Raw genomic sequence first — 14,098 nt, 5'->3', positions numbered from 1 at the left:
TAGACAAGCAGCTGTAGATTATAACTCAGCAGTATTAAATTACTATGTAGCATTTGAAACATACAGATCATCACTTATTTAGTTAGATGTAAAAGAAAATTAAAAAAGTATAAAATATATATTATGTATGTTAAAATATTTTTATATACAAAATGAAAATAGTTGGAGGAAAAAAAGTGATAAAAAAATTACTGATAGTATCAACGACATTATTATTACTGTCATGCGGTAGCAATAATGCAAAACCTAAAACAAGAGAAAGTGCTGGAAAAAATATAAAGATATCTGAGATTATTCCAGAAAATATTGTTAGATTAAATATATCAAGTGGGGTTACAGAACCTTTAAATGAAATAAAAACAGTTACTAAAACTGGAGGAACAGTAAAGAAGATAAATTTTAAAAATGGAGATAGAGTACAAAAAGGACAAATAATATTAATTTTAGAAGACCAAGAGGTTCAATCAGCATATTTAAGAGCTCAAGCAACGTACATGGCAAATAAAGCGGACTTTGAAATAAAAGAAAAAAATTATATAAAGTTTAGACAACTATTTGATAAACAACTAATATCAGAAGATGAATATTTAGTAAAAAGATCAAATCATTTAACAGCAGAAAGTAATTTAAAAAATTCAGAAGCAACATATCTATCAGCTAAAAAAGATTATGAAGATTTAATTGTAAAAGCAAAGTTTACAGGAGTTGTAACAGATTTAAATTTAAAACTATATGAAAAAATTCCTGCGAATACGGATGTAGTTACTGTAGTAGATAACAGCAAAATTTTAGTAAAAACAGGGGTATCTGTGCATGAAATAAATGAACTGTCAGTAGGGAATAAAGCTGAAGTAGATTTAGAAGGTGTAGAAAATAATTATTTTGGAAATGTTTATGAAATAAATCCTGTGGCAAATAAAGATAATAAAAAATATCAGATAAAAGTTGAAATTGATAATCCAGAAGGACATATAAAAAAAGGAATGTATTCAAAAGTTTTAGTTCAAACTGGAGTAAAAAACGGATATTTAGTTCCTAAAAATGCGATAGTTATAAAAGAGTTGTATTCGTATATTTTCATTGTTGAAGATGGCGAAGCTAAAAGAATAAAAGTTGATAGAGGATATTCAAATGGAGATAGACAAGAAATTTTAAGTGATGAACTTTATTCGAGTATGAAGCTAGTAATAGATGGACAATTTTTATTAGAAGATAGAGATAAAGTAAATATTTTAAACTAGGAGGCACAGATGAACATATCACAATTTTCAATAAAGCGTCCTGTAGTTACTATGATGATAATAATATCAATGGTTATTTTAGGAATATTGACTTTAGTTAATTTAAAAACACAACTTATGCCTAATTATAACATGCCTATGGCAGCTATAAGAGTAAGTTGGAAAGGAGCATCTCCAGATGACATGGAGAAATTGGTAACAAAAGAGATAGAAAAAGGATTAACAAGTGTTGAGGGAATAAAAAGAATTTCAACAAAATCAACAATGGGTAAATCAGCATTGACAATAGAGTTTGAATACGGAGTTATTATAGACAATAAAGTTAATGATTTAGTTACAGCTGTAAGTAGAATAAGAAATAGTTTACCAGATGATATTGATGAACCTGTAATAAGAAAAACTTCATCTTCTGGTGATAGAGTAATGCTTATTGGACTTAGAGGAGATGATCTAATAAATCTTAAAAGTTTTGCGGATAATGTTGTTATTCCAAGACTAGAAAGAATAGAGGGAGTAGGAACTGTAAGTATTTTTGGTGGATTAGAAAAAGAGATAAGTATAAATATAGATCCAGAAAGATTAGAGGCATATAATTTAAGTGTAACAGATTTATATAGCACTTTAAAAAGTGCAAGTTTAAACTTCCCATCAGGTTATATAAGAGAGGGAGATAAAGAGTATCTTGTAAAAGTTTCAGGTGAAGCAAAAACATTAGAGGACATTCAAGATATTGTTCTTAATAATGCTAATGGAGAAACGTTATATTTAACAGATGTAGCGGATGTTAAGTTAGGAATTAAAGATAGAAGTAGTTATGGAAGAACAGATGGAATTGAAAATATTATAATAAATATAGAAAAAAGTGATGTCGGAAATACAGTTGAAATTTCGAAAATAGCAAAAGAGGAACTTATAAAAATGGAGCCTTTATTGCCAAAAGGAGCTTCATTTACTGTAAATAGAGATTCAGCAGTAGATATAACAAGATCAATAAATACAGTTAAGAATAATGCAATAACAGGATTAGTTTTAGCTGGAATAATTTTATTTATATTTTTAAGAGATTGGAGAGCAACTCTTGTAGTAACGGTAGCTATTCCAGTATCAATAATTGCAACATTTGGTTTCTTTGGAGCAAAAGGAATGACTCTAAATATTATATCTTTAATGGGATTATCATTGGGAGTTGGAATGTTAGTTGATAATTCAATTGTAGTATTAGATAATATATTTAGACATTTAACAGAGTTAGGGCAAGATAGAATGGAAGCTGCTGAAAATGGAGCAACAGAGGTTGTTATTCCAATTATAGCTTCAACAGCTACAACAATAGCTGTTTTTATTCCAATTGTAATTAGAGAAGGAAGAGCAAAAGAGATATATAAAGATATGGCTTACTCAATAACATTCTCATTGTTAGCTTCATTGATAATAGCTATAACATTTGTTCCTATGATTTCTAGTAGAATATTAAAATCAAAAGCAACAGTTCATGAAGAGGGAAAAGTTTTAAAGTACATAAAAGGTCACTATGAAAATATTTTAAGAGTATCTTTAAAGTTTAAATCATTAGTTTTGTTAGGAATGGTATTATTATTTGTTGGTATAGTAGGTTATGGATCTAAGAATATAGGTGGAGAGTTTATGCCTACAACAGATGATGGAATTTATACGATAATAGCTGAACTTCCAAGTGGGATGGATGTTGAAAAGTCAAATAGAGTAGCAAAAGAGTTGGAAGAGATTGTAAGTAAGGACCCTCAAACACAAAAGTTTATATCGTCAGTATCAAGTGAAGCAGTATCAGTAATTGTAGATATAGGACCTAAAAGTGAAAGAAGTAAAAAAGTTCAAGAAATTATGGGAGAAACAAGAAAAAAAGTTTCTCATATACCTGATGTGAAATTAAATTTAGTACCGAGAATGGCTTTTGGAAGAGGAACAGGAAGAGATATATCTCTGATCTTAAAATCAGATGATTTAAATCAATTGAGTTATGTTTCTAGAATGATAACAGAAAAGTTAAGCCAAAACTCAGGATTTACAGATATAAATAACTCTATGGTAAATGGAAATCCTGAAGTTAGAATTTTACTTGATAGAAAAAAAATGGAGTATTATGGCGTAAAAGTTAATGATTTAACTTTATCAGTTAGTTACCAGATATTAGGTGGAGCACCAATAAAAATAAAAACTGGAAACGAAGAGGTGGATGTAAGTTTAAGACTTGCAGAGGAGTTTAGAAACTCTCCTGAAAAACTTCAAGAGATGAGAATAAAATCTCAGAATGGCGGAGTAGTAAAATTAAAAGATATTGCAAAGCTTGAAATCGGAGAGGGAGCTTACGGAATAGAAAAAGAGGATAAGATTACTATGGTTACAATCGATGCCAATACAGCAAATGGATTAGATTTAGTAACAGGGCAAAAATATATAAGAGAGATTTTAGAGGAGGCAGGCTTACCTAGAACAATTTCATACTCATTTGGTGGAAGTGGAAGAAACTTAGTTGAAGTAAATGAGCAATTGAAGTTTGCATTTATGGTTGCGATGTTCTTAGTTTACTTTATATTGGCAGCACAATTTGAATCTTATATACTTCCCGCAATAGTTATGGGAACTGTACCACTTTCTATAATAGGAGTTTATAGTGGATTGTTATTAACAGGACAGAAAACAAATACGATGGTTTTTGTTGGAATAATAATGCTTGCTGGAATAGTTGTAAACAATGCGATAGTTTTAATAGATTACATAAAGATTCTAATAGAGAGAGAATATCCTTTAAACGAAGCTATATTAGAAGCTGGTAAAACGAGATTAAGACCAATATTTATGACAACAATGACAACAGTATTTGGAATGATTCCACTTTCGTTAGGACTTGGACAAGGAAGTGAGATGTATAAAGGAATGGCGATAGCGGTAATCTTCGGATTAGTATTCTCGACACTTCTGACATTGATTGTAATTCCTATACTATTTTATCTATATGAAGTAGGAAAAAAGAAAATTTCGAAGTATATCTAACATAGAATATAAAAAATGTTAGAGGAGTATCTTATGAAAAGAAAACTAAAATATCTACTTTTAGGACTTTTATCATTTGTGACTTATGTAGTTTCTGAAGCTGCAATAATTGAAAAAGAATTGGTATATAAGAAATATACGTTAACAGATTCTTATAAATATGGAAAAGCAACAAGAAGTTTTCAGTGGGAAAAGATTTCAGCTCATTTAGATAGGCTAGATAGTTTTCAAAGTCATAATGTTAGATTTGGAAGTTTAAAAAATTATAAAAATGTAAATGGATTACCACCTGTGGCAAAGCAGATAGCGATGGAGAAATATTCTAATGGTGCAAGACCTACAGTAAAAGATATCTATGGACACAGAAGAAACCAAGGAATTCCACTATATATTGCAGGAGAAATGGATAGACCAGAAAGATATGCACCAGATGGATCACTTGTATCAATAATTTCAAGAGACTTAGAATACTATAAAGTTGTTGTTGAAAATATAGATGGTGAATGGCTAATCCCTGCTAGATATGTAAAAGAGATTGAAGCTAAAAGTTTTTCAAAAGTTGTAGTGGTAGATAGAAAAAATCAAAATATTACAACTTTGGAAAAAGTTGGAGATGTTTGGAAAGTAAGAAGTATGAATCCAGCATCAACTGGACTTGATAATCCACCTCATCAGCTTCCAACGCCATTAGGTGTATTTGTTATACAAAGTAAAAAATTAAAAATGGATTATTTAAAAGATGGCAGTCAAACAGAGATAGAGGGATATGCTCCTTATGCGAGTAGATTTTCTGGAGGGGGATATATTCATGGAGTTCCAGTAAACTTGCCAAGAACAGAGATGATAGAGTATTCTCAAACATTAGGGACAACTCCTCGTTCACATATGTGTGTTAGAAATGCTACATCACATGCGAAATATATATATTCATGGGCAGAGATAAATAAAGGTTTAGTAATAGTAATTGAATAAATATATTGAAAAAGGTCAAGAATTGAGTATTCTTGACTTTTTTTGTGTAAAATGTTAAAATATAATGGGTTTTATTAGGAATAAAGTAGTAAATGGAGGTTTTTGTGTTAGGGAAAAAGTATTTAATGTTAGCTCTTATTTTAGGTTCAATATCAACAACATCTTTTGGTTTTACATTAAAGAATCCTACAAAGACAGAGGCAAAGGTATTACAGGTATCTAAAGAGGATACAGAAAAAAAACTATATCAAGAGATTGGATTAGCTGGTAAATTGGATTATAATGTATTTAAAACAGCTTTAAATGGTTACAATAAAATTGAAAGAAGAAGAAAAAATCTTCTAACTATAATAGATTACTCAAAGCCATCAACAGAGAAAAGATTCTTTGTAATTGATATGGAACAGAAGAAGATATTAGTGAATTCTCATGTATCACATGGAAAAAATAGTGGTGGAAATATAGCAACATCTTTTTCGAACAAAGTGAGTTCAAATAAAAGTTCATTAGGATTTTTCTTAACTGAAAATACTTATATGGGTGGAAATGGATATTCACTAGTTTTAAATGGACTAGAAAAAGGAATAAACGACAAAGCAAAAGAGAGATATATTGTTATTCATGGTGCGGATTATGCAAATCCTAAAATAGCAAAATCTCAGGGAAGGCTTGGAAGAAGTTTGGGATGTCCGGCGTTACCTAGAGATATATCAAAGAAAACTATTGATATGATAAAAAATGGTTCTGTTATATTTGCTTATGGAAATGATACTAATTATTTAGAGAGAAGTAGCTACGTATAAAAATATAATGATGTTAAAAAAGCTGAGACTATCTCAGCTTTCTTTTTTATAAAAATTTTGATCTTTAATATGAAGATCCATTTGTGGAAATGGAATAGAGATGTTAACTTCATCTAATGCAGGTTTTAATTTTTTTAAAATATCGAAATATGTATCCCAATAGGTTTGGTTTTTAGTCCAAACTTTTAATGCAATGTCGATAGAGCTATTATTATATTTTTCAATATTGATAAATGGAGCAGGATTTTTTAGAATGTTTTTATTATCTTTTATTAGATTATTTAAAACTTCAAAAACTAAATCGATGTTACTTTCATATGCCACAGAAACAATAATTTTCATTCTTCGATTTGGAGTTTTAGAATAGTTTATAACTTGATTAGTTATAACATTACCATTAGGAATACTAACAATATCCCCACTGAAGGTTGTTATGGTTGTAGAAAAAACATCTATAGAGGATATAAGTCCGTAATTTCCAATAATTTCAACTTCATCATCAACAGAATATGTTTTAAATATAAGAATAATTAATCCACCAACAAAATTAGATAGATTATCTTTCAAAGCTAAACCGACTCCAATTCCAATACTTCCTAAAAAAGCGATTAAAGAACTTTGTTGAAAACCTATAATAAGTAATGAAATTATAAGTAATATAATAATAGATCCGGTATCGATTATTGATGATAAAAAAGTTCTGAAAGAGGAATCTATAGATTTAAATGCATTAGTTGTATAATATTTAGAAAGAGATTTTTTAAAAATCTTTCTACCTATTAAAAAGAAAATTAAAGCTAGTGAGAATCTAAAAACAAAAATAATTAAACTATTTGTTAAATTGATTAAAAACTCTTCACTAGTAAAAGTTTTCAAAACCTGTAATAAAAAACCTTCATAATGTTGTTCCATAAAATCACCTCAAGTAGTATTTTTTTATAAATAAAATTCTTTTAAAATAAAAACGGTTGCGAAGAGTCAAATAATGTGATACAATAACAAAAGTTTAAAAACTAAACAATTGTTTAAAGGAGGAAGAAATAGTGGTTAAGATAAGGTTGAAAAAGAAAAGACAGTTAATATCAACGTTTTTATTTTTTAATTTTATATTTCTTTCTTTTAAATATTATACATTATAAATAGGAGTGGTGACTACATTTTGTAGTTACTATTCCTATTTTTTTTAAAAAATGGGAGTGATCGTCGTGAAGAAAAACAATTTAACAAAAAAAATATTTTTTGCCTTAGTATTAGGAGTAACATTAGGTATTGGATTTTTATTTCTGAGAGAAAATTTAGTTCAGAGTGGAAGAGTTGAAACTTGGAATATAATAAATTCAATTTTATTCCAAGATATAACAAGAGCAGAAGGTGCAAAAGCTTTAGGAATATTTTATATAATAGGACAACTATTTATAAATGCATTACAGTTGGTAATAATTCCAATGGTATTTACATCAATAATAATAGCTGTTACAAATATTCAAGATTCGAAAAGTTTAAAAAGAATATCATATAAAACATTTTTAGGATTTGGATTGAGTTCAGTTTTGGCTTTAGTGTATGCTTCAATAATTGGAATGATGGCTTATAAAGCTAAACTATTTTCAGCATCAATTCAAAATGTAAGTGTATCAGGAGGAGCGACATCTTCAAATCCACTTATGATTTTAATAAAAGCTATACCACAAAACATATTAGCTGGATTATCAAATAATGGAAACGTTCTTGTAGCTGTATTTTTGGGAATATCTGCAGGGATTATTTTAAATAAAATGAATGAAGAAGATTCTATTATAAAAAAAGGTGTAATTGAATTAAATAAGATGTCACAAATATTTTTAACTTTTGTTATAAATAAGTTTGCACCGATAGCTATTTTTTCTTTATTGGTTAGAACATTTGCTATCTATGGAATAGGATATTTAAAAATAGCAAGTATCTACTTTGTTTTGACAGCAATTACACTGTTAACATTCTTAGTTTTTGGATATTCCTTTATTGTTTGGATTTCAACAGGATTAAATCCAATTCACTTTATGAAAAAGATATCGAATGTGGCAATGTTTGCATTTTCAACTTCGTCATCAGCAGCATCACTTCCATTGAATACAAAAGCTACTATTGAAAAGTTAGGTGTAGATGAGGTTACAACATCATTTGTACTTCCGATGGGAATGACTGTAAATATGAATGGAACAGCAATTATGCAAGTTATAGCAACGCTGTTTATAGCAGGAGTAGCAGGATATGAGATTACAGTATTCAATTTAGTTACAATCTCTATATTAGCTTTACTGGCATCAATTGGAACTCCAGCAGCACCAGGAAGTGGAGCTATAATACTATTTACAATTTTAACAGGAATGGGATATAGCAATGAAGTAGCTGTATCAGCTTATGCAATAATTTTAGGAATTAATAGACCTTTAGAAATGCTATTAACAGCTTTAAATGTTGTTGGAGATAGCGCAGTTGCAGTATATGTTTCTAAAAGTGAAGGCAAGTTAGATTTAGAGAGATATAACTTAGAGAATGAGCAATTAGAAACTGTAAAATAGATGAGATATGGGAGTTAGATTTCTAACTCCCATATGTTTTAAATATATTATTTTATTAAGAATTCAAATAATTTTTTTGCAGCTTTTTCAGGTCCAAGTTTCTCAAGCCCCTCTATTCCTAGCCCAGTTCTTATTTGTCCAACTAATGTTTTATCATCAAACATTTTATCAAAATATTTATCTATAAGAATGTCTGTATCATCTTTTCTCTGAACAGGTCCAAATGGATTAGCAAAATATGATGTAACTAAACCGATTTCACTAGTTGTTCCCTTGGCATTACGAGCTCCGTTTATGAATGTAGGTTTTGCAACTATTGAATTTTCAAAGAACTCTAACTCTTCTCCCTCTTCATAGTTATTTGCGTATAAGAACATGTCTACAGGATATTTTTTTGTTATATCCGCATGAGTTGATATTGGGATAATTATACGTGAATTTATTTTATCAGGATTCATGAATATACTTCTATCAATCTCTTTATATGGATAGCCAATATCTAAATCATCAAGTCTAACGAAAGCTCCAATTTCTGTTCCAGATGCAGTAAGAGAGTTATTATCTAATTTTAAAACACCCATATCATCAAAAATGATTTTCATATCTTTAACATAATTCTCACTAAGTTTTCTGAATGCCTCTAGACTTTCAGATTTTCCGGCACCGCTATCTCCCATAATGATAACATTTTTCTCCAAACCGTTTTTAAATAGAAGATTAACCATAGCTCCATGAATTGGAAGGTAACCTGAATCAATCATTTTTAAGTTATGTAGAGTTAAAATCATTTTTTTCATATATCCAAAGTAATCGATTCCTTCGTTGAAATTAACATACCCTACCATGACATCGTTTTGAGAATCTTTATAAAACTCTGTTCTCATTTCTGAATGGAAATCTTTTACACCATACATATAAATGATATCGGGTTTCTTATCGATATATTCCTCTTTTTTAGCCAATTCAAAGAGGTTGCATAAAGTAACTCCTTGGGCCATAAAGTTGATATCAAAATATACAAATGCTAAAAGTTCTCCAACTTTGGCAGGGAAACATATCCAATTTTCTAAATTAAGAGTTAGATTTTCAATAGGATTTTCTTTATTTTCACAAAAAATTCCTTTTCGAGTATTTTTACCTGGGTATGTAATAAATGGTGGTTGTAAAACAATAGATTCAACAAATGGAATTTTTTCTAAAAAAGAATATTCCTTAGGACATTTCCAAGAGATATCGTTTAAAATAAGTCCAGCATTAACACCAGCATGTAATTGTCTGTAAACTCTGTGGTGTTCACCCAGAATATTTTCTTCAACAAGCCGATATGTTTTTAATATTAAGTTTGTAAAACTATTCATAGAGTCTATAAAATTGATGTTTTGAAGACCTAAACTAGTAGTTTTATTACGGATAATAGCATATCTTTCATATTTTCTCCAATAAGAATAAAGCCCCTCAATAAATTCAAAAAGAAGAGATTCTTTATTTAAAAGAGATGTAAGGGTAGGATCAAGTTTTGAAACCTCATTTTTTTCTAAGACGATTAAAAGTTTAAAAAGTCTAATCATAGTTCCAGATATATCTTCGCTGCAATTAGATTTTAAAAATTGGAAAACAGAGGTATTTTTACTTTCAATTGAGTGGATATATTTTGAAAGAACTTTTTTAAAAGATGAACTTGAAAGTAAGTTTTCAGATGTATCACAATACTTTGTTGAAAAATTTAAAATTGCACTATTTCTACCTATAAAAATTTCTTGTTTCATAAAATCCTCCTAAAATATATTTGCTAACTAGATTTTATGAAAAAAAAGTCAACAAGTCAAGAAAAAATAAAAATTTATTTTCTTTTTTTGAAGAAGTGAAAATAAAAACTATACAAAAGTATAAATTTAATATATAATTAATACAAATCCTGTATATGTTTCTAATATGGTGAAACGTTTCTACAAGTTACCGAAAATAACTTACTATGGGCTTAATTTTGAAATTGTAAAACTTTCAATTTTAATTTAAGCTCGTGTGAAGCATGGGTTTAATTAAAATTGGAGGTTTTTATTTTTATGAGAAGTTTTTTTAGAGTTTTTGTAATAATTATTACAATATTTTTAGGAAAAAATTTAGAGAGTTTTGCTAATTTAAAAATTGGATTAGTTTTATCAACAGGTGGATTAGGAGATAAATCATTTAATGATTCTGCATATAGAGGATTAGAAATGGCTAAAAAAGATTTAGGAATAGATTTTAAATACGTTGAACCAAAAACTTCATTAGAGGACGAGGATTTTTTGAGAGAATATGCTGATGCAGGTTATGACTTTATAATTGGAGTAGGATTCCCAATGAAAGATGCAATAGAAAATGTTGCGAGAGATTATCCAGAGTTGAAATTTGCAATGATAGATAATAGTACAAGTGAAGAAAATGTAAAGAATCTGTTATTTAGGGAAAATGAAGGATCATTCTTAATGGGAGCTTTAGCAGCAATGATGAGTAAAACTGGAGTTGTTGGTTTTGTAGGAGGAATTGATATGCCTCTAATCAACAAATTTAAAGATGGATATGAGCAAGGTGCTAGGTACATTAATCCTGAAATAAAAGTACTGAGTGCTTATATAGGTGGAACATCAGCTTTTAGTGATCCATTGAAAGCAAATGAGATGGCAACTATGCACATAAAGCAAGGAGCTGATGTTTTATATCACGCTGCTGGTGGAAGTGGACTAGGAGTTTTAGAAGCTGCGAAAGATAATGGTATCTATGCGATTGGAGTAGACTCAGATCAAGATGATTTTATAAAAGGAACAGTATTAACATCTATGATGAAGAACGTAGATATAGCAGTATATAATACAGTTCAATCAATATTAAATAATGAATTTAAAGGTGGAGATTTCTATTACGGATTGGCAGAAGGCGGAGTAGGGACAACAGATTTTAGAAATACAAAAGATATAATTGGAACTGATAAAATAGAGAATTTACAGATAATTGTTGAGAAAATAAAGTCAAAAGAGATTATTATAAAATAAATGGTAGGGGAGATATTTCCCCTACCATTTATTTTTATACAGTAGCTTTTTTACTTTCTTTTACTCCTTCTAATCCAATCAAAATTAAAGATATGAAGAAAATCATAGTACTAAAAGTATAAACTAAACTCATATTTGTTAGTTTAAATCCTTCGGGTGCTACTAGGAAGTAACAACTAATCATAGCTGTCATGAATGAAGCTGGAATACCAGCAACCCAATAGTTTCTTTTTTTCTCTATGAAGTAAAATGTACAAGTCCAAAGTCCAAGAGTAGCTAATAATTGATTTGTAGAAGCAACATATCTCCAAAGAGTGTTAAAACCAAATTGAGATAGAAATCCAGCTAGAATAAATAAAGGAAGAGCAATAAGAAGTCTATTTTTTAAAGAGCTTTGATTGTAATTCAAAACCTCAGCAATAGTTATTCGAGCACTTCTGAATGCAGTATCACCTGTTGTAATAGGTAGAGCTATTAATCCGAATAGAGTAAAAATTAATCCATATCTACCTAAAAGACCAGTAATCATTTTACTTACAGCTACCATTCCTCCCCCACTAGAAGCTAGTCCATCAACACCATTAAAGAAACCTAATGAGATTGCAGCCCAAGTTAAGGCTACAAATCCTTCTAAATACATTGCAGCCATAAAAGATTTTCGACCATCTTTTTCACTCTTTAAGCATCTTGCAACCAGAACTGATTGAGTTGAATGAAAACCAGAAATGGCACCGCAAGAGATAACAACAAACATATAAGGAAAAATAGGTAAATTTTTAGGATGTAGATTAGATAGACTTATTTCAGGAATATTAACTCCTTTTATTAACATTGCTCCAATTAATAAAAACATCATTAAAACAAGTGCTCCGCCAAATAAAGGATAAACTCTTCCGATGATTTTATCAATTGGCAATAGAGTAGCTACGATATAATAAGTGACGATTAGACCTAGCCAAAATGTTTTATTAACTCCAGTGAAAGATTGTAGTATTTCAGCTGGTCCTGTGATAAAAGCCACTCCAACAATAACTAAAAGAATAACTAAGAAGTATTTTGTAAAAGTTTTTGCAGCATTTCCAAGATATTTTCCAATTAGTTCTTGCATATTTTGACCATTATTTCTCATTGAAATCATTCCAGTATAGTAGTCGTGGACAGCTCCAGCAAAAATAGTTCCAAAAACTATCCAAAGAAAAGATGAACTTCCCCACATAGCTCCAGCTACTGCACCTGTGATAGGTCCTAATCCAGCGATATTTAAAAATTGTACAAGAAGACTTTTGAACCAGTTCATAGGGACAAAGTCAACGCCATCCTTTTTTGAGATAGCTGGAGTATCTCTATCATCAACTCCAAAGTTCTTTTCTAAATATTTACCATAAGTGTAATATGCGATAATTAAAACAATAACTCCCATAAAATAGCTTCTCATAATATCCTCCTTTATATTCTATTCGATAGTTGTTAACCAACTTTTATATTTTTCATTTTCACCACCAACTAGTTTGAAGAATTCCTCTTGAATCAATTTTGTTATTTTACCTCTGCTACCATTACCAACTTTAATGTTATCAACACTACTTACAGGAGTTATTTCAGCAGCTGTTCCAGTTAAAAAGATTTCATCTGCTAGATATAGAAATTCTCTAGGTAGAGTTTCATACTTAACAACCAATCCTAAATCTGTAGCAAGTTTTACAACGACATCTCTTGTAATCCCAGCAAGAGATGATGAAGCGACAGGCGGTGTCAAAAGTTCTCCATTTTTTACGAGAAATATATTCTCTCCACTACCTTCACTGATATTTCCAAGATAATCTAAAGCTAATCCCTCTTCAAAACCATTTTCTAAGGCTTCCATTTTTATAAGTTGTGAACTTAAATAGTTTCCAGAAGCTTTAGCTAGAGCTGGAAGAGTATTAGGAGCAGGTCTTCTCCATGACGAAACGCAAACTTTGATTCCATTTTGTAGTCCATCTTCACCGAGATAAGCTCCCCATTCCCAAGCCGCAATAATTGTTTCTACTGGGCAAACAGCAGGATTAACACCAAGCTGATTGTATCCTCTGAAAACGAGTGGTCTAATATATCCACTTTTTAAATTATTTATTTTAATCGTATCTACAACAGCTTTTAGAAATTCCTCTTTTGTATAAGGAACCTCCATTCTATAAATTTTACAAGAATCATAAAGTCTATCAATATGCTCTTGCAATCTAAAAATAGCTGTTTTTCCATCTTTTAATTGATATAATCGAATTCCTTCGAAACATCCTGAACCATAGTGTAAAACATGAGATAAAACGTGTACCTTGGCATCATCATGTTCTTTAAATTCTCCATTGAACCAAATTTTTCCTGTGTTTATCATAATTATCTCCTCCCGAAATTTTATTAAATAAAAAAGGCTTGAATCTATTTAGACTCAAGCCATAAAATTACTCTGATTGCTCAAG

Annotated in this window: 10 protein-coding genes and 1 riboswitch; of the genes, 6 read left to right on the top strand and 4 right to left on the bottom strand. The window is 29.7% G+C overall.

Annotated features, from left to right (window positions below; genetic code table 11):
- Nucleotides 1-176 precede the first annotated feature (176 nt).
- The 4 genes from L988_RS08015 to L988_RS08000 all read left to right on the top strand — a co-directional run bounded on the left by L988_RS08015 (nt 177) and on the right by L988_RS08000 (nt 6,046).
- The gene (locus L988_RS08015) at nt 177-1,241 is read left to right on the top strand and encodes an efflux RND transporter periplasmic adaptor subunit (RefSeq protein WP_047383227.1); all 1,065 of its coding nucleotides are present in this window, start codon (nt 177-179) and stop codon (nt 1,239-1,241) included.
- A gap of 9 nt (nt 1,242-1,250) precedes the next feature.
- A complete protein-coding gene (locus tag L988_RS08010; RefSeq protein WP_047383225.1) occupies nt 1,251-4,271 on the top strand; it encodes an efflux RND transporter permease subunit in 3,021 nt (1,006 codons plus the stop codon).
- 33 nt (nt 4,272-4,304) lie between these two features.
- Nucleotides 4,305-5,243, top strand: a complete 939-nt coding sequence (locus L988_RS08005; RefSeq protein WP_047383223.1) for a L,D-transpeptidase — start codon at nt 4,305-4,307, stop codon at nt 5,241-5,243.
- Between the two features lie 104 nt (nt 5,244-5,347).
- Nucleotides 5,348-6,046, top strand: coding sequence for a murein L,D-transpeptidase catalytic domain family protein (locus L988_RS08000; protein ID WP_231549764.1), 699 nt, complete (start codon nt 5,348-5,350; stop codon nt 6,044-6,046).
- Nucleotides 6,047-6,079: 33 nt separating this feature from the next.
- On the opposite strand, the gene L988_RS07995 is transcribed toward L988_RS08000, so the two are convergent.
- Nucleotides 6,080-6,958, bottom strand: coding sequence for a mechanosensitive ion channel family protein (locus L988_RS07995; RefSeq protein ID WP_052191754.1), 879 nt, complete (start codon nt 6,956-6,958; stop codon nt 6,080-6,082).
- Nucleotides 6,959-7,251: 293 nt separating this feature from the next.
- Between L988_RS07995 and L988_RS07990 the strand changes: the two genes are divergently transcribed.
- Nucleotides 7,252-8,607, top strand: coding sequence for a dicarboxylate/amino acid:cation symporter (locus L988_RS07990; protein ID WP_197053389.1), 1,356 nt, complete (start codon nt 7,252-7,254; stop codon nt 8,605-8,607).
- A 47-nt stretch (nt 8,608-8,654) separates the two neighbouring features.
- Here the strand turns inward: L988_RS07990 and L988_RS07985 are convergent, their stop codons facing one another.
- Nucleotides 8,655-10,373 carry a phosphoenolpyruvate carboxykinase gene (locus L988_RS07985; RefSeq protein ID WP_047383220.1) on the bottom strand — a complete coding sequence of 573 codons (1,719 nt, stop codon included), beginning with the start codon at nt 10,371-10,373 and terminating at the stop codon, nt 8,655-8,657.
- Between the two features lie 129 nt (nt 10,374-10,502).
- Nucleotides 10,503-10,600, top strand: a riboswitch (purine riboswitch).
- 70 nt (nt 10,601-10,670) lie between these two features.
- On the opposite strand from L988_RS07985, the gene L988_RS07980 reads away from it, so the two are divergent.
- On the top strand, nt 10,671-11,639 hold the full coding sequence (locus L988_RS07980; protein ID WP_047383219.1) for a BMP family protein: 969 nt from the start codon (nt 10,671-10,673) through the stop codon (nt 11,637-11,639).
- 34 nt (nt 11,640-11,673) lie between these two features.
- Here L988_RS07980 and L988_RS07975 read toward each other — a convergent pair whose 3' ends face one another.
- Complete coding sequence (locus tag L988_RS07975; protein WP_047383217.1) at nt 11,674-13,074, bottom strand: carbon starvation protein A; 1,401 nt, start codon at nt 13,072-13,074, stop codon at nt 11,674-11,676.
- Nucleotides 13,075-13,092: 18 nt separating this feature from the next.
- A complete protein-coding gene (locus L988_RS07970; protein WP_047383215.1) occupies nt 13,093-14,013 on the bottom strand; it encodes a branched-chain amino acid transaminase in 921 nt (306 codons plus the stop codon).
- Between the last annotated feature and the right edge of the window lie 85 nt (nt 14,014-14,098).

Source organism: Cetobacterium sp. ZWU0022 (assembly GCF_000800875.1).
Taxonomy (GTDB): Bacteria; Fusobacteriota; Fusobacteriia; order Fusobacteriales; family Fusobacteriaceae; genus Cetobacterium_A.
The sequence above is the reverse complement of the archived record's forward strand: the minus strand, read 5'-3'. Positions and strand labels throughout refer to the sequence as shown.

Bases quoted from the DNA above. Each gene is read 5' to 3' on its own strand.
- L988_RS07980 (WP_047383219.1), top strand. From the start codon at position 10,671: ATGAGAAGTTTTTTTAGAGTTTTTGTAATAATTATTACAATATTTTTA.
- L988_RS08010 (WP_047383225.1), top strand. From the start codon at position 1,251: ATGAACATATCACAATTTTCAATAAAGCGTCCTGTAGTTACTATGATG.
- L988_RS07970 (WP_047383215.1), bottom strand. From the start codon at position 14,013: ATGATAAACACAGGAAAAATTTGGTTCAATGGAGAATTTAAAGAACAT.
- L988_RS07995 (WP_052191754.1), bottom strand. From the start codon at position 6,958: ATGGAACAACATTATGAAGGTTTTTTATTACAGGTTTTGAAAACTTTT.
- L988_RS07975 (WP_047383217.1), bottom strand. From the start codon at position 13,074: ATGAGAAGCTATTTTATGGGAGTTATTGTTTTAATTATCGCATATTAC.
- L988_RS07985 (WP_047383220.1), bottom strand. From the start codon at position 10,373: ATGAAACAAGAAATTTTTATAGGTAGAAATAGTGCAATTTTAAATTTT.
- L988_RS08005 (WP_047383223.1), top strand. From the start codon at position 4,305: ATGAAAAGAAAACTAAAATATCTACTTTTAGGACTTTTATCATTTGTG.